This is a genomic window from Mycobacterium sp., from assembly GCF_002863225.1.
In the GTDB taxonomy this organism is placed as follows: domain Bacteria; phylum Actinomycetota; class Actinomycetes; order Mycobacteriales; family Mycobacteriaceae; genus Mycobacterium.
In genome coordinates, this window is sequence record NZ_PKEK01000104.1 from 1 (window position 1) to 22697 (window position 22697).

At 66.1% G+C, this 22697-nt stretch carries 20 protein-coding genes; 16 read left to right on the forward strand and 4 right to left on the reverse strand.

From position 1 onward, the window contains the following. Window positions 1-29: 29 nt before the first annotated feature. A complete protein-coding gene (locus CYU59_RS27635; RefSeq protein WP_293004467.1) occupies window positions 30-1583 on the reverse strand; it encodes an MFS transporter in 1554 nt (517 codons plus the stop codon). Further along, a complete protein-coding gene (locus CYU59_RS27640) occupies window positions 1580-2299 on the reverse strand; it encodes an LppX_LprAFG lipoprotein (protein WP_293004468.1) in 720 nt (239 codons plus the stop codon). Before CYU59_RS27640 ends, CYU59_RS27635 begins: the two co-directional genes overlap by 4 nt. A gap of 93 nt (window positions 2300-2392) precedes the next feature. Between CYU59_RS27640 and CYU59_RS27645 the strand changes: the two genes are divergently transcribed. Continuing rightward, complete coding sequence (locus tag CYU59_RS27645) at window positions 2393-2986, forward strand: riboflavin synthase (RefSeq protein ID WP_293004469.1); 594 nt, start codon at window positions 2393-2395, stop codon at window positions 2984-2986. Window positions 2987-3000: 14 nt separating this feature from the next. Here the strand turns inward: CYU59_RS27645 and CYU59_RS27650 are convergent, their stop codons facing one another. Together CYU59_RS27650 and CYU59_RS27655 are read right to left on the reverse strand one after the other, a co-directional pair. Then, window positions 3001-3273: a hypothetical protein gene (locus CYU59_RS27650; RefSeq protein WP_293004470.1), complete on the reverse strand. Its 273-nt coding sequence runs from the start codon at window positions 3271-3273 to the stop codon at window positions 3001-3003. A 172-nt stretch (window positions 3274-3445) separates the two neighbouring features. Beyond that, a complete protein-coding gene (locus CYU59_RS27655; RefSeq protein WP_293004471.1) occupies window positions 3446-4036 on the reverse strand; it encodes a chitin-binding protein in 591 nt (196 codons plus the stop codon). 245 nt (window positions 4037-4281) lie between these two features. Between CYU59_RS27655 and CYU59_RS27660 the strand changes: the two genes are divergently transcribed. The 15 genes from CYU59_RS27660 (at window position 4282) to ppc (ending at window position 22689) form a co-directional block, all read left to right on the forward strand. Then, the gene (locus CYU59_RS27660; protein ID WP_293004472.1) at window positions 4282-5559 is read left to right on the forward strand and encodes a bifunctional 3,4-dihydroxy-2-butanone-4-phosphate synthase/GTP cyclohydrolase II; all 1278 of its coding nucleotides are present in this window, start codon (window positions 4282-4284) and stop codon (window positions 5557-5559) included. Then, a complete protein-coding gene (gene ribH / locus CYU59_RS27665; RefSeq protein WP_293004473.1) occupies window positions 5556-6035 on the forward strand; it encodes a 6,7-dimethyl-8-ribityllumazine synthase in 480 nt (159 codons plus the stop codon). The genes CYU59_RS27660 and ribH overlap by 4 nt, the downstream gene beginning before the upstream one ends. Then, on the forward strand, window positions 6032-6502 hold the full coding sequence (locus CYU59_RS27670) for a PH domain-containing protein (RefSeq protein ID WP_293004474.1): 471 nt from the start codon (window positions 6032-6034) through the stop codon (window positions 6500-6502). The genes ribH and CYU59_RS27670 overlap by 4 nt, the downstream gene beginning before the upstream one ends. A 118-nt stretch (window positions 6503-6620) precedes the next feature. Next, complete coding sequence (gene uvrC / locus CYU59_RS27675) at window positions 6621-8600, forward strand: excinuclease ABC subunit UvrC (protein ID WP_293004475.1); 1980 nt, start codon at window positions 6621-6623, stop codon at window positions 8598-8600. 11 nt (window positions 8601-8611) lie between these two features. Beyond that, on the forward strand, window positions 8612-9538 hold the full coding sequence (rapZ, locus tag CYU59_RS27680) for an RNase adapter RapZ (protein ID WP_293004503.1): 927 nt from the start codon (window positions 8612-8614) through the stop codon (window positions 9536-9538). A gap of 155 nt (window positions 9539-9693) precedes the next feature. Continuing rightward, window positions 9694-10758 (forward strand): uridine diphosphate-N-acetylglucosamine-binding protein YvcK, encoded by a 1065-nt coding sequence (gene yvcK, locus CYU59_RS27685; protein WP_293004476.1) that lies wholly within the window; start codon window positions 9694-9696, stop codon window positions 10756-10758. Beyond that, on the forward strand, window positions 10755-11732 hold the full coding sequence (whiA, locus tag CYU59_RS27690) for a DNA-binding protein WhiA (protein WP_293004504.1): 978 nt from the start codon (window positions 10755-10757) through the stop codon (window positions 11730-11732). Before yvcK ends, whiA begins: the two co-directional genes overlap by 4 nt. A 190-nt stretch (window positions 11733-11922) precedes the next feature. Next, window positions 11923-13680, forward strand: coding sequence for a DUF3556 domain-containing protein (locus CYU59_RS27695; RefSeq protein WP_293004477.1), 1758 nt, complete (start codon window positions 11923-11925; stop codon window positions 13678-13680). Window positions 13681-13761: 81 nt separating this feature from the next. Beyond that, complete coding sequence (gene gap / locus CYU59_RS27700; RefSeq protein ID WP_293004478.1) at window positions 13762-14784, forward strand: type I glyceraldehyde-3-phosphate dehydrogenase; 1023 nt, start codon at window positions 13762-13764, stop codon at window positions 14782-14784. A 2-nt stretch (window positions 14785-14786) separates the two neighbouring features. Then, the gene (locus CYU59_RS27705; RefSeq protein WP_293004479.1) at window positions 14787-15998 is read left to right on the forward strand and encodes a phosphoglycerate kinase; all 1212 of its coding nucleotides are present in this window, start codon (window positions 14787-14789) and stop codon (window positions 15996-15998) included. 66 nt (window positions 15999-16064) lie between these two features. Then, window positions 16065-16850 (forward strand): triose-phosphate isomerase, encoded by a 786-nt coding sequence (tpiA, locus tag CYU59_RS27710; RefSeq protein WP_293004480.1) that lies wholly within the window; start codon window positions 16065-16067, stop codon window positions 16848-16850. 113 nt (window positions 16851-16963) lie between these two features. Continuing rightward, complete coding sequence (locus CYU59_RS27715; RefSeq protein ID WP_293004481.1) at window positions 16964-18190, forward strand: PecA family PE domain-processing aspartic protease; 1227 nt, start codon at window positions 16964-16966, stop codon at window positions 18188-18190. A gap of 147 nt (window positions 18191-18337) precedes the next feature. Further along, window positions 18338-19588, forward strand: a complete 1251-nt coding sequence (locus CYU59_RS27720; RefSeq protein WP_293004482.1) for a PecA family PE domain-processing aspartic protease — start codon at window positions 18338-18340, stop codon at window positions 19586-19588. 26 nt (window positions 19589-19614) lie between these two features. After that, on the forward strand, window positions 19615-19851 hold the full coding sequence (gene secG / locus CYU59_RS27725; protein ID WP_293004483.1) for a preprotein translocase subunit SecG: 237 nt from the start codon (window positions 19615-19617) through the stop codon (window positions 19849-19851). 45 nt (window positions 19852-19896) lie between these two features. After that, entirely contained in the window at window positions 19897-22689 is a 2793-nt protein-coding gene (ppc, locus tag CYU59_RS27730) for a phosphoenolpyruvate carboxylase (RefSeq protein WP_293004484.1), read from the forward strand. Window positions 22690-22697: the final 8 nt, after the last annotated feature.

Consider the following 22697-nt stretch of genomic DNA (forward strand, 5'->3'; position numbering starts at 1 on the left):
CGCGTCCAACACCGACTGGATCAACACGATCACAGCCCGGGGCTGACGGCTTCGGATTCGAGAGCCTCGGGCTCGTCGGCATGTTGGCCCCTGCCGCCGATCAGCAGGCCCAGCAACGCGCCCACCAGACACACGACCACGGTGACCTTGAAGATCTCGCCGTACATTCCGGCGAAGGCCTCGCGGTACATGGTGGCTTGACGCAGAACTCGCTCGGCCAGGCCGGCATTCGGAGGCACCTCCGACGCCAGCTTCGCGACGAGCTGCGGCAGCCGGTAGAAGCCCCACGCGCTCAATGACGCCACCCCGATCAACATGCCGGTCATCCGGGCCACCACTACGGCGGCCGAAGCGATGCCGTGCTGTGCCGCCGGCACGACGCGCAGGCTGGCGGACGTCAGCGGCGCGATAACCAGACCCAGCCCGATGCCGGCGATCGCCAGGTCGGTATGCAGTGCCGGGAGCGACAGACCGAACAGGTCGTGGTGCTCCTTCAACAGGTTGATCGACCACTTGGAGATCAGCAGGTAGCCGCCGGCGGCAATCAGCAGTCCGACGAAGGCCACCGCTCGGTCGCCGATCCTGGTCGCGATCGCGCCACCCACGATCGCGCCGATCGGCAGCGCAGCCAGGAACCACAGCAGCATCACCGCGGCCTGGTTCTGGTCCTTGCCGAGCACGCCCTGCGCGAACAGCTCTACGTCCACCAGCGTCACCATCAGCGCGGCCCCGGCGCACAGCGAGGAGCCGAGTGCGGCCAGGAACGGGCGGAAGCGCACCCCCGCCGGCTCGATCAGCTTGGTTCGGGAGAACCGTTCCCAGACAAAGAAAACGACGGCGAACACAGCCGCCGCGATGATGAGCGGCGGCCCGTAGCTGGGCAACGCATGCTTACCGTCGGGGTTGGCGTTGTAGAGCCCGACGACGGCCAGTCCCAGGGTGACGGCCAGCAACAGGCCGCCGATGATGTCGATCTTCTCCGGCTCGGCGTCGCGGTCCCGGGGCGGCAGGCTGAAGTGGATCATCACCATCGCGGCCAGCGACAGCGGCACGTTGATCCAGAACACGTCCTGCCACCGACTCGTCAACCAGACGATGAAGATGCCGTAGAGCGGACCGAGCACACTGCCCAGTTCCTGGGCGGCGCCGATTCCGCCGAGGACTCCGGCGCGGTTGCGCTGAGCCCAGAGGTCGGCGCCGAGCGCGAGCGTCACCGGAAGCAGGGCGCCGCTGGCCACACCCTGGATGGTGCGACCGACCACCAGCACATCGAGGTCGGTCGACAGTGCGGTGATGACCGAGCCGACCAGGAAGGTGGCCAGACTGACCTGGAGCAGAAGCTTGCGCCCGAACCGGTCGGATGCCCGGCCCAGCAACGGCATCGCGGCGATGTAGCCCAGCAGATACCAGGTGATGATCGGGGTGATGCGCTGCAGGCGGTTTACCGGAATCCCGATGGTGCCGATGATGTCGCGCATGATCGTGACGACGACATAGGTGTCGAGGGCCCCGAGGAGCACCGCGAGGCTACCGGCGCTGATCGCGACGAGGCGCCCCGCGTGGTGGGGTTGCGGTGCCGTCACGGTGCCGCGGCCAGCGGGGGCTTGGTGACCTGCACCGGCGCGTTCCAGTTCGACAGCGTCAGCTGAAGGGAATTGCCAGGGCTCTGCTCCAGGGTGGTCTGCACCAGCTGGTGGTCACCGTTCTCTTCGATCCACACGGTCGACGGCAACGGCTGTGTTGCTTTCAGCCTCGGCATGATGCCGTTGACGGCGTCGGCGGAGACGGTTCCCGTGATCTTGATGGTGGTTTGACCGCCGACGTTCTCCCGCGACTCCGCTTTCGGGTTGCTCAGGTTGGTCAGCACGTTGGCCAGGCCGACGTCGGGCTTGAGGATCGTGGACGGGTCATACAGGTCGGAGGCTTTGCCGAAGCTGTCCCACTGGCCGGGGGTCAGGGCTCCGTAGAGGGTGCCGTCGATCACCACGAACGGGGCGTCGATGTCGGAGCCGCCGAAGATGATGCTGGCGTTGCCCTGAGCGGCGGTCTGCGGCGTGGTGGTCAGGTCGCCGGTCAGCGACTTGACCGGCAGGCCTTTGATCTTGCCGTTGACCGTCAGGGCCAGGTGCACGCTTTTCACGTTCTTCGTGCTCTGGGTGGATTCCTTGATCAGGGTGGCCGCGTCGGGCAGCGGGCCGCTGGATGACTTGGACGACGAGCAGCCGCTGATCAGAGCGGCGGCGACCGAGAGGGCGGCTAAAACGGCAACGATTGGGCCTACACGTCGGGGCGTATGCATAGCTTGCAGCCTAGCGGGTCGGGCAGACCGGACGCCGGGGCGCAAGGCGGCCCGAACCTCGCGCAGGGGCGCTTTACTCACTAGCCTGAGGCGGTGTTCACCGGAATTGTTGAGGAGCTGGGCGAGGTCGTCGGCAAAGATGACCTGGGCGATTCCGCCCGGTTCACGATTCAGGGTCCGGTCGTGACCGCGGACGCCGGCCACGGCGACTCGATCGCCGTCAACGGCGTGTGTCTGACCGTCGTCGAGGTGTTACCCGGCGGCAAATTCACTGCAGACGTGATGGGCGAGACGCTGAGCCGGTCGAGCTTGGGCCGACTCGTCGCGGGCAGCACGGTCAATCTGGAGCGCGCCGCGGCCTTGAACAGCCGGCTCGGCGGTCACATCGTGCAAGGCCATGTCGACGGCACCGGGCAGATCCTCAGCCGTAAGCCTGCCGAAAACTGGGAGGTCGTCCGGATCGGGATGCCGGTCGACCTGGCTCGCTACGTCGTGGAGAAGGGATCGATCACCGTCGACGGGATCTCGCTGACGGTCTCGGCGCTCGGCGACGATTGGTTCGAGGTGTCGCTGATCCCGACCACCCGCGAGTTGACCACGCTGGGTCCGGCGCCAGCCGGAACGCCGGTCAATCTCGAAGTCGATGTGATCGCGAAATATGTCGAGCGGCTGTTAGCTCACAAGTAGGCGCCGGTGCGGCCCTAACGACGAAAGATCGGGTCGTTGTCGATGTGGCGACGATGCGGTGCCGGGGCGGCACGCACGGGACCTGGATCGCCCGGAGCGTCGTGGGCGCTCGGTGCGGGATCTGGATCCGGTGCCGGCGGCGGATCGTCGAGCGGGGCGAGTGGGCCGATAGCGACCGTCGAAACGAGGGACTCTCGCGCGGGCGCGGGTCCGACGAGCGTGGCGCCACCCAAGGCCAAACCGATCGTCAGTGCGGCCGTAAACCGAGTGCGAGGCAACACCGCCATCTACCGAGCTTAACGCCGCTGCGGAGCAACGCTGCCGTCATTCGCGACGTGTCACCGAGCATGCACTGCACGGTGGGTTGCTCTTCACTCGTCGTAAAAGGTGCCGCAACCTCGGCAAAGGGCAACGCCCGCTCCGCCGGTCGGCGAAGCGGGCGTTCGGTGAGATGGTTCTTTACAGCGGGATCCAAACTCCGAAGAAGTTGAAGCCCCACTGGTTGAACTGCGGGTTCCAGAACGGGGTCTCCTGGTATCCCCAGTAGTTGATCGGCCCGTCGTTCCACCGTCCGCCGGGGGGCGGAAGCGGCCGGTTCCAGCCCGGGCGCGGCGGTTCGCCGGCGCCCCAGGGGGCCGGTCCATTGCCCCACGGAGCACCACGGAAATAGCCCCGATGGTCGTCGCCGTGCCAGGGTCCCGGACCACCGTGGAATCCGGGCCCGCCGGGTCCGCCAGGCCCAGGCCCGCCGGGTCCACCGGGTCCGCCGGGACCGGGTCCGCCAGGTCCGCCATGCCAGCCGCCGGGTCCACCGGGTCCGGGGCCGCCGGGTCCGCCAGGTCCGCCAGGTCCGCCAGGTCCGGGTCCACCGGGCCCATGGCCGCCACCTGGATCTTGCGGTGCAGGTCCGGCGTGGTTGAGCACGGGCGTGCCGTGGTCGCCGGGCGCGGGCCCGGGTGCGGCGCTGGCAAGGCCGGTGCCCACCCCCAGTGCGGCAGAGCCGAGGGCGCCGGTGATAGCCGCGCCGGCCATCAGTTGCTTGAGCTTCATAGTCCTTCACCTGCCTTCTCGCGTGTTCGTCGGACGCTTGGTCCCGACATACTGAACGCTAGATAGGCTGTCTATGAATCAGCTACGAGCGGCCTCTGCAAACCTTCTGTGGAGCGAGCTGCACACCCTGCCGCGAAACCGACGGCCGGTCAGTGAGCAGTGGCAATAACTATGCCGACGTGTTGGTTCATACTGGACACAACACCTGAGGCCGTCAGGTGTGATTCTCTGACGAGGTGGCTGCGATGACGAGGTTGGACTCGGTCGAGCGCGCGATCGCCGACATCGCGGCGGGCAAGGCGGTGGTCGTCGTCGACGACGAGGACCGCGAGAACGAGGGCGACCTCATCTTTGCCGCCGAGAAAGCGACCCCGGAGTTGGTGGCCTTCATGGTCCGCTACACCTCGGGATACCTGTGTGTGCCGTTGGACGGCGAGATCTGCGACCGGCTCGGTCTGCTTCCGATGTACGCGGTGAACCAGGACAAGCACGGAACCGCCTACACCATCACCGTCGACGCGAAATACGGTGTGGGTACCGGTATCTCGGCATCGGATCGCGCCACGACCATGCGGTTGCTGTCGGACCCGGACAGCGTTGCCGAGGACTTCACCCGACCCGGCCACGTTGTTCCGTTGCGCGCCAAGGACGGTGGCGTGCTTCGCCGCCCGGGTCACACCGAGGCCGCCGTCGACCTGGCCCGGATGGCCGGGCTGTCGCCGGCCGGCGCCATCTGTGAGGTCGTCAGCCAGAAGGACGAAGGCGCGATGGCGCAGACCGACGAACTACGGGTCTTCGCCGACGAGCACGATCTGGCCCTGATTGCGATCGCCGACCTGATCGAGTACCGCCGCAAGCACGAGAAGCACATCGAGCGAATCGCCGAGGCGCGCATCCCTACCCGGCACGGTGAATTCCGTGCGGTCGGCTACAGCAGCATCTACGAAGACGTCGAACACGTGGCGTTGGTCCGGGGCGAGATTGCCGGGCCTAACTACGACGGTGACGACGTGCTGGTCCGGGTCCACTCCGAATGCCTCACCGGTGATGTGTTCGGCTCGCGACGCTGCGACTGCGGTCCCCAACTGGACGCCGCGATGGCGATGGTCGCCCGCGAGGGCCGGGGAGTGGTGCTCTACATGCGCGGGCATGAAGGACGCGGCATCGGCTTGATGCACAAGCTGCAGGCCTATCAACTCCAAGATGCCGGCGACGACACCGTCGACGCGAATCTCAAGCTTGGATTGCCCGCTGACGCAAGAGATTACGGCACGGGAGCGCAGATTTTGGTCGACCTCGGAGTCCGCTCGATGCGGCTGCTGACCAACAACCCCGCCAAGCGCGTCGGCCTGGATGGTTACGGGCTGCACATCCTCGAGCGGGTGGCCCTGCCGGTCCGGGTCAACGCGGAGAACATCCGCTACCTGATGACCAAACGTGACCGGATGGGTCACGACCTGGTCGGGCTGGACGACTATCACGAATCCATCAACCTGCCAGGCGAATTCGGCGGGGCCCTATGAGCGGTGCCGGGGTCCCCGACATCGCGTCGCAGGACGCTTCCGCACTCACTCTGGCGATCGTGGTGAGCACGTGGCACAGCAAGATCTGCAACCAGTTGCTCGAGCGGGCCGAGCGGATCGCCGACGAGTGGGGCGTCAAGAACCCGACCGTGATCCGAGTTCGCGGTGCGATCGAGATTCCCGTGGTCGCCCAAGCGGTCGCCCGCAATCATGACGCCGTCGTCGCGCTGGGCGTGGTGATCCGCGGTCAGACACCACACTTCGACTACGTCTGCGACGCCGTAACCCAGGGGCTGACCCGGGTTTCACTCGATGAGTCCACCCCGGTGGCCAACGGCGTGCTGACCACCAACGACGAAGCTCAGGCGCTCGATCGCGCTGGGCTGCCGGAATCCACCGAAGACAATGGCGGCCAGGCGACAGCCGCGGCGCTGAGCACCGCGCTGACCCTGCGCCAGCTGCGCGAAAAGCCGTGACCGCCAAGTCCGACCGGGACAGCTGGGATGTGCAACTGCGGCCGCGCCTGACGCCTTACGTCGCCTACGCCGTGGCCGTCGTCCTTGTCGTCGCGCATGTGGTGATCGGACTGCTGCTCAAGATCGGGTCCACCGGCGTCATCTTCCAGACCTCCGACCAGATCGCTATGGCGGTGCTCGGTGTCGTTCTCGCCGGGCTGGTGCTGCTGTTCGCCCGGCCGCGTCTGCGGGTCGGCGAAAGCGGCCTCTCGGTGCGCAATGTGCTCAGCGACCGGCTGGTGCCGTGGGGCGATCTGGTGGGCGTGTCGTTTCCCGTCGGCGCGCGGTGGGCGCGTATCGATCTGCCGGACGACGAGTACATCCCGCTGATGGCCATCCAGTCCGTCGACAAAGACCGCGCTGTCGCTGCGATGGACACCGTGCGGACACTGCTGGCGCGCTACCGGCCCGACCTGGCATCGCGCTGACAGTCGCCGACCGTGAAGCCAGTTTCACACTGGCTGCCGAGCGTGAACCCCGTTTCATGTTCGCGCCACATCTAGTACGCGTCGTCGGCGTCGGTTGGCGCGACTAGCCTTAGACACCGTGGCTGATCCCGCGACCTACCGCCCTGTCACCGGGTCCATCCCGGTGCAGCCGGGTGTGTACCGGTTCAGCGACAAGCACGGCCGGGTGATTTACGTCGGCAAGGCCAAGAGCCTGCGCAGCCGGCTCAACTCCTACTTCGCTGACATCGCCGGCCTGCATCCACGCACCCGACAGATGGTGACCACCGCGGCCAAGGTGGAGTGGACGGTGGTCAACACCGAGGTCGAGGCGCTGCAGCTGGAATACAACTGGATCAAGGAATTCGATCCTCGGTTCAATGTCCGCTACCGCGACGACAAGTCCTACCCGGTGCTCGCCGTCACCCTCAACGAGGAATATCCGCGCCTGATGGTCTACCGCGGCCCACGTCGCAAGGGTGTCCGGTACTTCGGCCCCTACTCGCATGCCTGGGCCATCCGGGAGACCCTGGACCTGCTGACCCGGGTGTTCCCGGCCCGCACCTGCTCGGCGGGAGTCTTCAAGCGACACAACCAAATCGACCGGCCCTGCCTGCTGGGGTACATCGACAAGTGTTCGGCGCCGTGCGTCGGGCGGGTCAGCGCCGAACAGCATCGCCAGATCGTGGCGGACTTCTGCGATTTCCTGTCGGGAAAGACCGACAGGTTCGCGCGCGGCCTGGAACAACAGATGCACGCGGCTGCGGCAAGTCTGGAGTTCGAACGCGCGGCCCGGCTGCGTGACGACCTCGGTGCCCTCAAGCGGGCCCTGGAAAAGCAGGCCGTCGTTCTCGGTGACGGCACCGACGCCGACGTCGTCGCGTTCGCCGACGACGATCTCGAAGCGGCCGTCCAGGTGTTTCACGTGCGCGGCGGTCGGGTTCGTGGACAGCGCGGCTGGATCGTCGAAAAGCCTGGTGATCCAGGCGATTCTGGCGAGGCTCAATTGGTCGAGCAGTTCTTGACCCAATTCTACGGCGATCAGGCCGAACTCGACGGCGCGGCCGACGAATCCGTCAACCCGGTGCCCCGCGAAGTCCTGGTGCCGTGCCTGCCGCCGAATGCCGAGGAATTGGCGACCTGGCTCTCGGGTCTGCGTGGGTCGCGGGTCAACCTGCGTGTTCCCCGCCGTGGGGACAAGCGGGCGCTGGCCGAGACGGTCCAGCGCAACGCCAAAGACGCTCTGCAGCAGCACAAACTCAAACGCGCCGGCGATTTCACCGCCAGATCTGCTGCGCTGCAGAACATTCAGGAGGCGTTGGGGTTGGCCGATGCTCCGCTTCGTATCGAGTGTGTCGACATCAGCCATGTGCAGGGCACCGACGTGGTCGGGTCGCTGGTGGTCTTCGAAGACGGGCTGCCGCGCAAATCGGACTACCGGCACTTCGGGATTCGCGAAGCCGCTGGTGACGGCCGCTCTGACGACGTCGCTTCGATCGCCGAGGTCACCCGTCGACGGTTCATCCGCCACGTACAAGAGCAGGAAGACCCGAAAGTGCTCTCACCCGAGGGTAAATCGCGCCGGTTCGCCTACCCGCCGAACCTTTACGTGGTCGACGGTGGCGCTGCGCAGGTCAACGCCGCCAGCGCGGTCCTCGACGAACTCGGCGTCACCGACGTCGCGGTGATCGGGCTGGCCAAGCGCCTGGAGGAGGTGTGGGTGCCGTCGGAACCGGACCCGATCATCCTGCCGCGCAACAGCGAGGGGTTGTACCTGCTGCAGCGGGTGCGCGACGAGGCGCACCGGTTTGCGATCAACTACCACCGCAGCAAGCGGTCCAAACGGATGACAGCGTCGGCGCTCGATTCGATACCGGGGTTGGGTGAGCATCGACGCAAGGCGCTGGTTGCCCATTTCGGCTCACTGGCGCGACTCAGGGAGGCTACCGTCGACGAGATCACGTCCGTTCCGGGCATCGGGGCGGCAACGGCGACAGCGGTGCTCGACGCGTTGCGCGGCGAGAGTGCCGGATCGGCAACCGGGGCGCAAGACCGGATCGCGGAACGGGCATCTGGATGACGGGCGAGGGGATGGACGGGCCGAATCAAGCCGGGTCGGTCGACCAGGCCGACAGCCACAGTGGCGCAGGCGAATCCGGCATCGACGTCGTTCTGGTCACCGGTCTGTCGGGCGCCGGGCGGGGGACCGCGGCCAAGGTGCTCGAGGACCTCGGCTGGTATGTCGCCGACAACCTGCCACCCCAGCTCATCACCCGGATGGTCGATCTCGGACTCGACGCCGGATCGCGGATCACCCAGCTGGCCATTGTGATGGACGTCCGCTCCCGGGGGTTCACCGGTGATTTGGACTGGGTGCGCAACGACTTGGCGACCCGCAACATCACCCCGCAGGTGTTGTTCATGGAGGCCTCGGACGACATGCTGGTGCGCCGCTACGAGCAGAACCGGCGCAGCCACCCGCTGCAGGGTTCGCAGACGCTGGCGGAAGGTATTGCCGCCGAGCGCGAAATGCTCGCTACGGTTCGCGCGACCGCCGATCTGGTCATCGACACCTCGACGCTGTCGGTGCGTGAGCTCCGGGAGAGCATCGAGCGGGCCTTCGGCGGTGAGGCGGTCGCACAGACCAGCGTGACCGTGGAGTCGTTCGGCTTCAAGTACGGCCTTCCGATGGACGCCGACACCGTGATGGATGTGCGCTTCCTTCCGAATCCGCACTGGGTCGACGAGCTGCGCCCGCTCACCGGACAACATCCGCAGGTTCGTGACTACGTGCTTGGCCAGACCGGCGCGGCGGAGTTCCTGGAGACATACCATCGGTTGCTGTCCCTGATTGTCGACGGCTATCACCGGGAGGGGAAGCGCTATATGACCGTGGCGATCGGCTGCACCGGTGGCAAACACCGCAGCGTTGCGATCGCCGAGGCCTTGGCGCGGCTGCTCGAGCCCGACAAACAGCTCACGGTGCGGGTGTTGCACCGGGATCTGGGCCGCGAATGAGCCCCGCTGGTGACGATGCAGAGCGCAGCGATGCTGAGGAGCGGCGTCGATGAGCCCCGCCGGTGACGATGCAGAGCGCAGCGATGCTGAGGAGCGGCGTCGATGAGCCCCGCTGGTGACGATGCAGAGCGCAGCGATGCTGAGGAGCGGCGTCGATGAGCCCTAGGATTGTCGCCTTGGGCGGTGGGCACGGCCTGTACGCCACGCTGTCGGCTGCCCGGCGACTGACTCCGCACGTGACCGCCATCGTGACCGTCGCCGATGACGGTGGATCGTCCGGAAGGTTGCGCAGCGAACTCGACGTCGTCCCCCCGGGTGATCTACGAATGGCGTTGGCGGCGTTGGCTTCTGACAGTCCGCAGGGCCGGTTGTGGGCGACCATCATGCAACACAGGTTCGGCGGCAGTGGCGCGCTGTCCGGTCATCCGATCGGCAATCTGCTGCTGGCCGGTCTGAGCGAGGTGCTCGACGATCCGGTCGCCGCACTCGACGAGGTCGGCCGAATTCTGGGTGTGCGGGGCCGGGTGTTGCCGATGTGCCCGATCGCGCTGCAGATCGAGGCTGACGTGTCCGGGCTGGAAACCGACCCGCGAATGTTTCGGGCGATCCGCGGACAGGTGGCGATCGCGACCACGCCGGGCAAGGTCCGCCGGGTTCGTCTGCTGCCCGGCGATCCGCCGGCCACCCGGCAGGCGGTCGACGCGATCATGGTCGCCGATCTGGTGGTGCTCGGGCCGGGTTCGTGGTTCACCAGCGTTCTTCCGCACGTCATGGTGCCCGGGTTGGTCGCTGCGCTGCAGGCGACCACTGCCCGTCGTGCGCTGGTGCTCAATCTGGTCGCCGAACCGGGGGAGACGGCCGGCTTCTCGGTGGAGCGCCATCTGCACGTACTTGCCCAGCACGCACCGGGTTTCAGCGTTCACGACGTGATCATCGATGCCGGCCGGGTGCCCAGCGAGCGGGAGCGGGAGCAGTTGCGCCGCACCGCGACGTTACTGAATGCGCAGGTTCAGTTCGCCGACGTGGCCAAGCCTGGTACACCTTTACATGACCCGGGGAAGTTGGCAGCGGCGCTGGACGGGGTTGGCGTGCGCGACACCGGTCGGCCGCCGCCTGCTGCGACGTCCACCGACGCGTTGGCGATCGAGCAAGAACGTCAGCGAACCGGCACAGATGGACCGGGTCGCAACGGACCGAGGGGTGACGACGCGTGGCGATGACGGCCGAAGTCAAAGACGAGTTGAGCCGCCTGGTGGTGACCGCCGTAAGCGCCCGACGCGCCGAGGTGACGTCACTGCTGCGGTTCGCCGGTGGCTTGCACATCGTGGCCGGCCGGGTGGTCGTCGAAGCCGAAGTCGACCTGGGCAGCATCGCGCGTCGGCTTCGCAAAGACATTTTCGACCTCTACGGATACAACGCGGTGGTACATGTGCTGTCCGCCAGCGGAATCCGGAAGACGACACGCTACGTGTTGCGCGTCGCGAACGACGGCGAGGCGCTGGCCCGCCAGACCGGACTGCTCGATCTGCGCGGCCGTCCGGTGCGGGGATTGCCTGCCCAGGTCGTCGGCGGCAGCATCGCCGACTCCGAGGCCGCGTGGCGCGGGGCCTTCCTGGCGCACGGATCGCTGACCGAGCCGGGTCGCTCGTCGGCGCTGGAGGTCAGCTGCCCTGGACCTGAGGCAGCGCTGGCGTTGGTGGGCGCGGCCCGCCGGCTCGGGATCAGCGCCAAGGCGCGGGAGGTCCGCGGCGCCGACCGGGTGGTCGTCCGCGACGGCGAGGCCATCGGGGCGCTGCTGACCCGGATGGGCGCCCAGGACACCCGGCTGGTCTGGGAGGAACGGCGGATGCGCCGCGAGGTGCGGGCAACGGCCAACAGGTTGGCAAACTTCGACGACGCCAACCTGCGGCGCTCCGCGCGTGCTGCGGTGGCCGCGGCCGCCCGGGTGGAACGAGCGCTGGAAATCCTGGGTGAAGGCGTACCCGACCACTTGGCCGCTGCCGGCAAGCTGCGCGTCGAGCACCGGCAGGCTTCGCTGGAGGAGTTGGGCCGGCTGGCCGATCCGCCGATGACGAAAGATGCTGTGGCCGGCCGTATTCGGCGATTGCTGTCGATGGCTGATCGCAAAGCGAAGGTCGACGGAATTCCGGACACCGAGTCTGCGGTGACCCCGGACCTGCTGGAAGACGCCTAGAGACTCGTCGGCTGTGCGGGTTATGCGCGTGTCAGGCCGCGCTTTTCACTCGTAACCGACACAGTCGGCGGCTGCGACGATGCTTCAGGGCTGCTCAACTCGCAGAGAAACGCCCGTGTTTCGGTCGCGCCCCACACGTTGCCCGCTAGATTGTTCTCGCCAACGGTGGCAGGACTGAAAAGAGGCCGTGATGGGATTCATCACCCCGGATCTTCCGGACGTCGACCCGGAGACGTGGCAGGACCGGTCGGCGGCAGATCGGATGCAGGTGGTGACCCGGCACTGGGTCGAGCACGGTTTTGGCACTCCGTCAGCGATCTATCTGCTCTACGTGCTCAAGATGGTCGCGTATGCGGCGGGCGCCGCTGCGGTCATCGCGCTGACGCCGGGCCTGGGCGGACTGACCGACATCGCGACCTGGTGGACCCAGCCGATCGTCTACCAGAAGTTCATCATCTTCACGCTGCTGTTCGAAGTCCTCGGACTGGGCTGCGGGTCGGGTCCGCTCACCGCGCGCTTCTTGCCGCCGATCGGCGGATTCCTCTACTGGTTGCGTCCCAAGACAATTCGGTTGCCGCCGTGGCCGAACGAGGTTCCGTTCACTCGCGGGGACACCCGCACTCTTTTCGACGTCGCCCTCTACGTTGTCGTCCTGGCCTCCGGTGTCTGGGCGCTGCTGGCTCCGGGCCATGGCGGGTCGGTGACCGCGAGCGGTGACGTGGGGTTGATCGACCCGCTGCTGGTACTGCCGACCATTGCCGCCCTGGGGCTGTTGGGCCTACGCGACAAGACGGTCTTCTTGGCCGCCCGCGGAGAGCATTACTGGTTGAAGCTGGTGATCTTCTTCTTTCCCTTCACCGACCAGATCGCAGCCTTCAAAATCGTGATGCTCGGGCTGTGGTGGGGCGCAGCGACTTCCAAGCTGAATCACCACTTTCCCTACGTCGTCGCGGCGATGACGAGCAACAACGCTCTGCTACGCGGAAAGCCGTTCAACTGGTTGAAGCGCAGGCTCTATCGCGATCCCGTCAACGACATACGTCCGACCTGGATTCCGAAAGTGATGGCGCACGTCGGCGGGACGACGGCGGAACTGATCGTGCCGGCAGTCCTGGTGTTCGCCGGCGGCAGCCACCCGTGGCGGTGGGCGTTGATCGCCTTCATGGTGATCTTCCACCTGAACATCATTTCCAACCTGCCGATGGGTGTTCCGCTGGAGTGGAACATCTTTTTCATCTTCTCGCTGTTCTACCTGTTCGGGCACTACAGCGACATCGTGATCTACGACCTGAGTTCACCGCTGCTGCTGGCGATGTTGCTGGCCGCTCTCGTCGTAGTCCCGGTTGTGGGAAACATGTTCCCGCAACAGATCTCGTTCCTGCCCGCGTTGCGTTATTACGCCGGCAACTGGGCCTCGAGCGTCTGGTGTTTCCGCACCGGCGTCGAGGACAAGATCGACGAAAGCGTGATCAAGAGCTCGGCGCTCACCGTCAAACAGATTGCCCGGCTCTATGACCCGAACACCGCCGAAATCATCAGCGACAAGGCGCGCGCGTTCCGGTCCATGCACGTCCACGGCCGCGCTCTGAACGGGCTTCTGCCCCGAGCCCTGGGCAAGGACGTCGACGAGTCGGAATACGCACTGCGTGAGGGTGAGACCGTGGCCGGGCCGCTGATCGGCTGGAACTTCGGCGAGGGCCACCTGCACAACGAGCAGTTGGTGGCCGCTGTGCAGCGGCGCTGCCGGCTCGAGGAGGGCGATCTGCGGGTCATCATCCTCGAAGGCCAGCCGATCCAGACGAAAAAGCAGTGGTACCGGATCGTCGACGCCAAGACCGGCCTGATCGAGGAGGGTTACGTCGCCGTCGACGACATGTTGGCCCGCCAGCCCTGGCCAGAGCCCGGTGATGAGCTGCCCGTTCATCCCGTCACACCCGCGAGAGCGTGACCTAAACCACCGAATTAGCGACGCATTGTTGCAGCTACTAGGCTGGCAGCGAGCATTTAGCCAGCACAGAAGGAGAAATACGTGACGGTCCGGGTAGGCATCAACGGTTTCGGGCGCATCGGACGCAACTTCTACCGGGCCCTGCTGGCGCAGCAGGCCGCCGGAGCCGACACCGAGATCGAGGTGATCGCCGCCAACGACCTGACTGACAACGCCTCGCTGGCGCATCTGCTGAAGTTCGACTCGATCCTCGGCCGGCTGCCCTACGACGTCAGCCTCGAAGGCGATGACACGATCGTCGTCGGCGACCACAAGATCAAGGCACTCGAAGTCAAGGAAGGCCCCGCCGCGTTGCCCTGGGGCGACCTCGGCGTCGACGTTGTCGTCGAGTCCACCGGTATCTTCACCAACGCCGCAAAGGCCAAGGGCCACTTGGATGCCGGCGCCAAAAAGGTGATCATCTCCGCGCCCGCCACCGACGAGGACATCACCATCGTGCTCGGCGTCAACGACGACAAGTACGACGGCAGCCAGAACATCATCTCCAACGCCTCGTGCACCACGAACTGCCTCGGGCCGATCGCCAAGGTGCTGAACGACGAGTTCGGCATCGTCAAGGGGCTGATGACCACCATCCACGCTTACACCCAGGACCAGAACCTGCAGGACGGTCCGCACAAGGACCTCCGCCGGGCCCGGGCCGCCGCGCTGAACATCGTGCCGACCTCGACGGGTGCGGCCAAGGCGATCGGTCTGGTGCTGCCGGAGCTCAAGGGCAAGTTGGACGGCTACGCACTGCGGGTCCCGATCCCCACCGGCTCGGTCACCGACCTGACTGCGGAGCTCAAGAAGTCCGCGACAGCCGACGAGATCAACGCCGCAATGAAGGCCGCCGCCGACGGCCCGATGAAGGGCATCCTGAAGTACTACGACGCGCCGATCGTCTCCAGTGACATCGTCACCGATCCGCACAGCTCGATCTTCGACTCCGGCCTGACCAAGGTGATCGACAACCAGGCCAAGGTGGTGTCCTGGTACGACAACGAGTGGGGCTACTCGAACCGCCTCGTGGACCTGGTCGCGCTGGTCGGCAAGTCGCTCTAATCGTGGCCATTCACAACCTCGACGACCTTCTCGCACAGGGGGTTTCGGGTCGCGGGGTGCTCGTTCGCTCGGATTTGAACGTGCCGCTCAACGACGGCGCCATCACCGACCCCGGCCGCATCACCGCGTCGGTGCCGACGATCAGGGCGCTCGCCGATGCCGGCGCCAAGGTCGTGGTGACCGCGCATCTCGGCCGCCCCAAAGGCGAGCCGGATCCCTCGTTGTCGCTCGCGCCGGTTGCCGCGGCGCTGGCGGATCAGCTGGGTAAGGACGTGCAACTGGCCGGTGACGTCGTCGGCGCGGACGCCAAATCCCGCGCCACCAGCCTGGCCGACGGCGACGTGCTGCTGCTGGAGAACATCCGCTTCGATCCGCGCGAGACCAGTAAGGACGACGCGGAGCGGTTGGCGCTGGCCGAGGAACTTGCCGAATTGGTCGGCAGCACCGGGGCATTCGTCTCCGACGGGTTCGGGGTGGTACACCGCAAGCAGGCATCGGTGTATGACGTCGCGACGCTGCTGCCGCACTACGCCGGGGGGTTGGTTGCCCAAGAGGTCGCGGTGCTCGAGCGGCTGACCGGCTCGACGAAGCGGCCGTATGCGGTGATCCTGGGCGGATCGAAAGTCTCCGACAAGCTCGGCGTCATCGAGCAGCTGGCCACCAAAGCCGACAGCATCGTGATCGGTGGCGGTATGTGCTACACGTTCCTGGCCGCGATGGGGCTCTCGGTCGGCACGTCGCTACTGCAGACCGAGATGATCGACACGTGCAAGCAGCTGCTCGACACGTACGCCGACGTCATCCGGCTGCCGGTCGACATCGTGGTCGCGGACAAGTTCGCCGCCGATGCGACGCCGGAAACCGTTGCAGCCGAATCAATTCCGGACGGAAAAATGGGCCTGGATATCGGGCCGGGATCGGTGCAGCGATTCACCAAACTGCTCGCCAACGCCGAAACCATCTTCTGGAACGGCCCGATGGGCGTCTTCGAGTTCCCGGCGTTCGCCGCCGGCACCAAGGGTCTCGCCGAAGTGATATCCGCTGCGACCGCCAAGGGCGCGTTCAGTGTGGTCGGGGGTGGCGACTCGGCCGCCGCGGTGCGGGCGCTGGGCCTGCCCGACGATGGCTTCTCGCACATTTCGACCGGCGGCGGGGCGTCGCTGGAATACCTTGAGGGTAAGACGCTGCCCGGTCTCGAAGTGTTGAACACCTGAGCAAAGGACCTTCATGATTGTTCCGCCTCCGTCCCATCGCTCTGCTCCGCAGTGTCGGCGGTGCGCATGAGTCGCAAGCCGCTGATCGCCGGCAACTGGAAGATGAACCTCAACCACTTCGAGGCCATCGCGCTGGTGCAGAAGATCGCATTCTCGTTGCCGGACAAGTACTTCGACAAGGTCGACGTCGCGGTCATCCCGCCGTTCACCGATCTGCGCAGTGTGCAGACCCTGGTGGACGGTGACAAGCTGCGGCTCACCTACGGCGCCCAGGACATCTCGCAGCACGACTCCGGTGCGTACACCGGCGAGATCAGTGGGGCATTCCTGGCGAAGTTGGGTTGCCACTATGCCGTGGTCGGGCACTCCGAGCGACGCACCTATCACGACGAGGACGACGCACTGGTCGCCGCCAAAGCCGCTGCCGCGCTGAAGTACGAGCTGACCCCGATCGTGTGTATCGGCGAGCATCTGGAGGTCCGCGAGGCCGGCGAGCACGTCAGTCACTGCCAGAACCAACTGCGCGGTTCGCTGGCCGGGTTGTCGGCCGAGCAGATCGGCCAGACGGTCATCGCCTACGAGCCGGTGTGGGCGATCGGCACCGGGCGGGTGGCCAGCTCCGCCGACGCCCAAGAGGTGTGCGCCGCGGTTCGCAAGGAGTTGGGGTCCTTGGCGTCGCCGCAGATCGCCGACACCGTCCGGGTGCTCTACGGCGGTTCGGTGAATGCCAAGAACATCGGCGACCTCGTCGCCCAGGAAGACGTCGACGGCGCGCTGGTCGGCGGCGCCTCGCTGGACGGTGAACAATTCGCCACGCTGTCCGCGATCGCCGCCGGGGGACCGCTGCCCTGACCGCCCGGGTTGCGCTCAGGGCAAATTCATATTTAGCTTAGAGAAGCCTCACGGATCCACAGGCTTTCTAAGTTTGCGCGCGACAGCGCCCACGTCTTCGGGGGAAGCACTCAATGGCTGGTCGGAACGGTAAGACGACGGTGTTCGCGGGTCTCGGGCTGCTTGGAACGGGTGCGAGCGTGTTCCTGGCAGCCGCGGCCCTGGCTACCAGCTCAGCGGCACCCGCGCGGGCGGACTTCGACGATTTGCTGGAACCGATCATTCAGCCGCTGCTGACCTCGCTGACCGACTCGCTGACGGCAATCGACCCGGCGGCCGCGCTCGACCTCACCAGCTGGTCGGACAGCCTGCTGGCCAGCCTGAACTCGACTTTCGACTTCGCGTTGCCCTCGACCGACGCGGCCGCAGCGGCTGCGGTCGGTGCGGCGGCAGAACCAGCTGCCTCGCTTGCCGGTGGAACCATTCCGCTGACCGTCCTGGAAGGCACCGAGCCGGTGGTCCAGGCGTCGATCGACGGTGGCAGCGCCGTACCGCTGCTCGTCGACACCGGGTCGAGCGGGCTCGTCGTTCCGTTCACCGACCTCGGTTCCACCTACTCCTCTCAGCTCGAGGCGCTGTTCAGCCTCGGCCTTCCCACCGGCTTCAGCGAGAGTGGTTACAGCGGCGGGGTGGACTACCTGTACCTGACCTACAACAACGTCCCGGTCGACTACCTCGGCGGCACTGGTCTGAGCACCGACGGGCCCGTGAACATCGAGATCTACTCCTGGAACCCCTCGGACTTCGGAAGCCTCTTCACCAACAACGCCTTCCAGGAATTCCTCGGCGGTAACGAGGTCAGCGGGATCTTGGGGATCGGTGACAACACGGCGGGACCGACCACCACACCGTTCCTCGACTATGGCGGCGTGTACGTCAACATCCCCGGCAACGAGCTTGTTGTCGGCGGCGGAAACCCGATCCCCGATGCTGTCTCCACAAGTGGTGACCCGGTGAGCAACGTTTTCGAATCCGTCGGTAACGGCACCCAGGTCGCGGTGAGCAACAACATCGACTCCGGGGGAGTCTTCGGAACCATCCCGTCCAGCCTGGCGCCGACCGGTTCCGTGCCGGACGGAACGCTGATCTCGGTCTACAACGCCGCTCACCAGCTGCTGTACAGCTACACCACGACAGGCAGCTTCGACATCAGCGACACCGGCACTCCGCAGTTGGTCAGTGACGCCCCGACGGTGATCTCCGGCACCAGCATCGACAGTGGCGTCCTGCCGTTCCTCCAGCACGGGGTGTACATCGATTACGCGAACGACAAGACCTTTTTCGGTCCGCTGACGTCGTAGCCGAAACGGCCTGCCTGAAGGTGTGAGTTTGATATGCCTTCGGGTTGTCTGGCAACGAACTAGCAGTTACCTTAACGCCACCTGATAAAACACAGGAAACGTTGAGGGTGACGGCTGTGCCGTCCCGCCGGTAATTCGGGGGTTGCGATGACGAGTCGGCACGGTACGCACCGCACGGGCACGGTATGGCGTCGTGCGCTGTCCGGGGTCGGCGCCGGCGCCGGCGGAGTCGTCGTCGCGGCGGCAATCGCCACCGGCTCGGCGGCCCCGGCGCAGGCCGACCTCGATGACCTCTTCGACCCGATCATCTCCTCATTGACCGACTCCATCGCGGTGTTCGACCCCGCGGTCGCCGTCGACTTCACCGGCTGGGCCGACGAGCTGCTCGACAGCTTGAACGCCTTCGACTTCCTGTGGCCGTCGACGGACTCCGCCTTCGCGGCCGCCGCGTCTGGCGCGCTGCCCGCCGCTGACGCGGTCGCTGCGCCGCCGCCGATCCCGATGGAAATGCTCATCGGCACCGAACCGGCGGTCTACGCCTCGATCGACGGCGGTGACTCGGTCCCGCTGCTCGTCGACACCGGTTCGGCCGGAATCGTGGTTCCGTCGACCCTGCTGGGCGACGACTACTCCGAACAGCTTCAGAACCTGTTCAACCTGGGCCTTCCCACCAGCTTTGGTGTCAGCGGGTACAGCGGCGGTGTCAGCTACCTCTACCTGACCTACGACAGCGTGCCGGTCGACTACCTGGACGGCGACGGTGGAGCGATCCTGTTCCCGACCGACGGTCCGGTCAACATCGAGATCTACTCGTACGCGCCGGGCAATTTCGCGAGCCTGTTCACCAACGACGCGTTCCAGAACTTCCTCGAGGGCAACAACGTCGATGGCATTCTCGGTATCGGATACAACGCCTACGGCCCCACCATCAGCCCGTTCGTCGACTACGACGGCGTGCTGGTCGACATTCCGAACGGCCAGCTGATCATCGGGGACTACGACACCACTGGGTGGGTGTCCACCGATGGAGCGCCGATCAGCACATTGTTCGAAACCGTCAACGGCGTCACCCGGAGCCTGAGCGTCAACCTGGACTCCGGAGGAGTCTTCGGGACGATCCCGTCGAGCTTGGCGCCGGGAACCCCCTTGGGCGAGCAGATACCCGATGGTGTTCTGATCTCGGTCACGAACTCCGAGGGCGAACTGCTGTACAGCTACACCACAGGGCAATTCGACATCAGCAACGACGGCACACCCGAGCTTGTCTCCAACGGCCCCTACGCGGTCTCGGGCACTTACATCAACAGTGGTGTCATCCCATTCCTGAACCACCAGGTGTATCTGGACTATGACGGCACCGCCGCCGGTACGACGTACTTCAGCCCGTTCATTCCGTAGCTGCGCGGGCCGGTAAGCTGACCGCCATGGAATTGGCTCTGCAGATCACCCTGGTGATCACCAGCATCCTGGTGGTGCTGTTGGTGCTGTTGCACCGCGCCAAGGGTGGCGGTCTGTCCACGCTGTTCGGCGGCGGTGTCCAGTCCAGCTTGTCCGGGTCGACGGTGGTGGAGAAGAACCTCGACCGGCTGACACTGTTCGTGGTCGGCATTTGGCTGGTTGCCATCGTGGGTGTGGCGCTGCGGATCAAGTACAACGCCTGACGCCACGAAAGGCGAAGACAGCCAACCACCCTGATACTGGTAGGCATGGCTGACGCACCTGACTCGCTGGAGCCCTTCGGTGCCGTCCAACGCACCAAATTAGGTCGCGACGCGACGGAGCCGATGCGGGAGGACATCCGTCTGCTCGGGTCCATCCTGGGCGACACGGTTCGTGAGCAGAACGGCGACGAGGTCTTCGACCTGGTCGAGCGGGCCCGTGTCGCGTCGTTCCAAGTGCGCCGCTCGGAAATCGAGCGCGCCGAGGTGGCGGAGCTATTCGACGGCATCAACATCCGGCAGGCCCTGCCGGTCATCCGGGCCTTCAGTCACTTCGCCCTGCTGGCCAACGTCGCCGAGGACATCCACCGCGAGCGCCGCCGCGCCATTCACGTCGCCGAGGGTGAGCCGCCGCAGGACAGCAGCCTGGCCGCGACGTATCTGAAACTCGATGCGGCGGACCTGGATACCGCGACCGTCGCGGAGGCTCTGACCGGCGCGATGGTGTCGCCGGTGATCACCGCACATCCGACTGAAACCCGTCGCCGGACGGTGTTCGACACCCAGCACCGCATCACCCAGCTGATGCGACTGCACGCCCAGGGCCGCACCGAGACCGACGACGGCGCCGACGTCGAGACTGAACTTCGCCGCCAGGTGCTGATGCTGTGGCAAACGGCACTGGTGCGGTTGTCCCGGCTGCAGATCTCCGACGAGATCGCGGTCGGGTTGCGGTATTACCAGGCAGCGTTTTTCGATGTCGTTCCCAAAGTCAACGCCGGTGTGCGCGATGCGCTGCGCAGCCGCTGGCCCGACGCCGATCTGCTGCCCGAGCCGATCGTGCGGCCCGGATCCTGGATCGGCGGTGACCGCGACGGCAACCCCAACGTGACTGCCGAGGTGGTACGGCTGGCCACCGGCAGCGCCGCGTACACGGCGCTGAACCACTACACCGCCGAGTTGAGCGCGCTGGAACAAGAGCTCTCGATGTCGGCGCGCCTGGTTGCCGTCACCGACGATCTGTCCGCGTTGGCCGAGAAGTGCGAAGAGCCGGCCCGCGGCGACGAGCCTTACCGCCGTGCCTTGCGCGTCATTCACGCCCGGCTCACCGCCACCGCTGCGCAGATCCTGGACCAGGAGCCGGACAACCTGCTCGACCTCGGCTTGGAGCCGTACGCGTCGCCGGGGGAGATGCTGGCCGATCTGGACACCGTCGATGCGTCACTGCGAGCCCACGGCAGCAGACTACTCGCCGACGACCGGCTGGCCCGCTTGCGAGAAGCGTTGCACGTCTTCGGGTTTCACCTCTCCGGCCTGGACATGCGGCAGAACTCCGACGTCCACGAAGAGGTGGTGGCCGAGCTGCTGGCGTGGGCCGGGGTGCACCCCGACTACGCGTCACTCAGCGAGGACGAACGCGTCAACATCCTGGCCGACGAGCTAGGTACCCGCCGCCCGCTGATCGGCGACCGAACACAGCTGTCGGACCTGGCTCGCAAGGAGCTCGCGATCGTCTCCGCCGCCGCGACGGCGATCGACGCCTACGGTCCGTCGTCGGTGCCCAACTACATCATCTCGATGTGCCGTTCCGTCTCCGACCTGCTCGAAGCGGGACTCCTGCTGAAGGAGTGCGGACTGCTCGACGCCTCCGAGGACGATCCGCACTGTCCGGTGGGTATCGTCCCGCTGTTCGAGACGATCGACGACCTGCAGCGCGGCGCATCGATTCTCGAAGCGGCACTTGACCTTCCGGTGTACCAGCGCATCGTCAAGAACCGTGAGTACAGCCAGGAGGTGATGCTCGGCTACTCCGATTCGAACAAAGACGGCGGCTACCTCACAGCGAACTGGGCGCTCTACCGGGCCGAGCTCGACCTCGTCGAATCGGCCCGGAAGACCGGAATCCGGTTGCGGCTCTTCCACGGACGCGGCGGAACCGTCGGACGCGGTGGAGGGCCGAGCTATCAGGCCATCCTCGCCCAGCCGCCGGGTGCGGTGAACGGCGCGCTGCGGCTGACCGAGCAGGGCGAGGTGATCGCCGCGAAATACGCCGAGCCGATGATGGCGCAGCGCAATCTGGAGACGCTGCTGGCCGCCACGTTGGAGTCCACCCTGCTCGACGTCGAAGGACTCGGCGATGCTGCCGGCCCGGCCTACGAGATCCTCGACGACCTGGCCGACCGGGCGCAGCGCGCATACTCTGAGTTGGTCCACGAGACAGAGGGTTTCGTGGACTATTTCCTGCAGTCCACGCCGGTCAGCGAGATCGGTTCGCTCAACGTCGGCAGCCGGCCCACGTCGCGTAAACAGACATCGTCCATCTCTGATCTCCGGGCAATCCCCTGGGTGATGGCGTGGAGTCAGTCGAGGGTCATGCTGCCGGGCTGGTATGGCACCGGTACCGCCATCGAGGAGTGGCTCGCCGGCGACGAGGGGCGTCTGGAGACGTTGCGCGAGCTCTACCAGCGCTGGCCGTTCTTCCAGACCGTGCTGTCGAACATGGCCCAGGTGCTCGCCAAGACCGACCTGGGTCTGGCCGCCCGCTACGCGGAGCTGGTCGAGGACGAAACACTGCGCAGGCGGGTGTTCGACATGATCGCGGCCGAGCATCAGCGAAGTATCAACGCGCACAAGCTGATCACCGGCCAGGACAATCTGCTCGCCGACAACGCCTCGCTGGCTCGTTCGGTGTTCAACCGCTTTCCGTACCTGGAGCCGCTCAACCATCTGCAGGTCGAGTTACTGCGGCGCTACCGCTCCGGCGAGGACGACGAACTGGTTCAGCGCGGAATCCTGTTGACGATGAACGGGCTGGCCAGCGCGCTGCGCAACAGCGGCTAGGTGGTTGC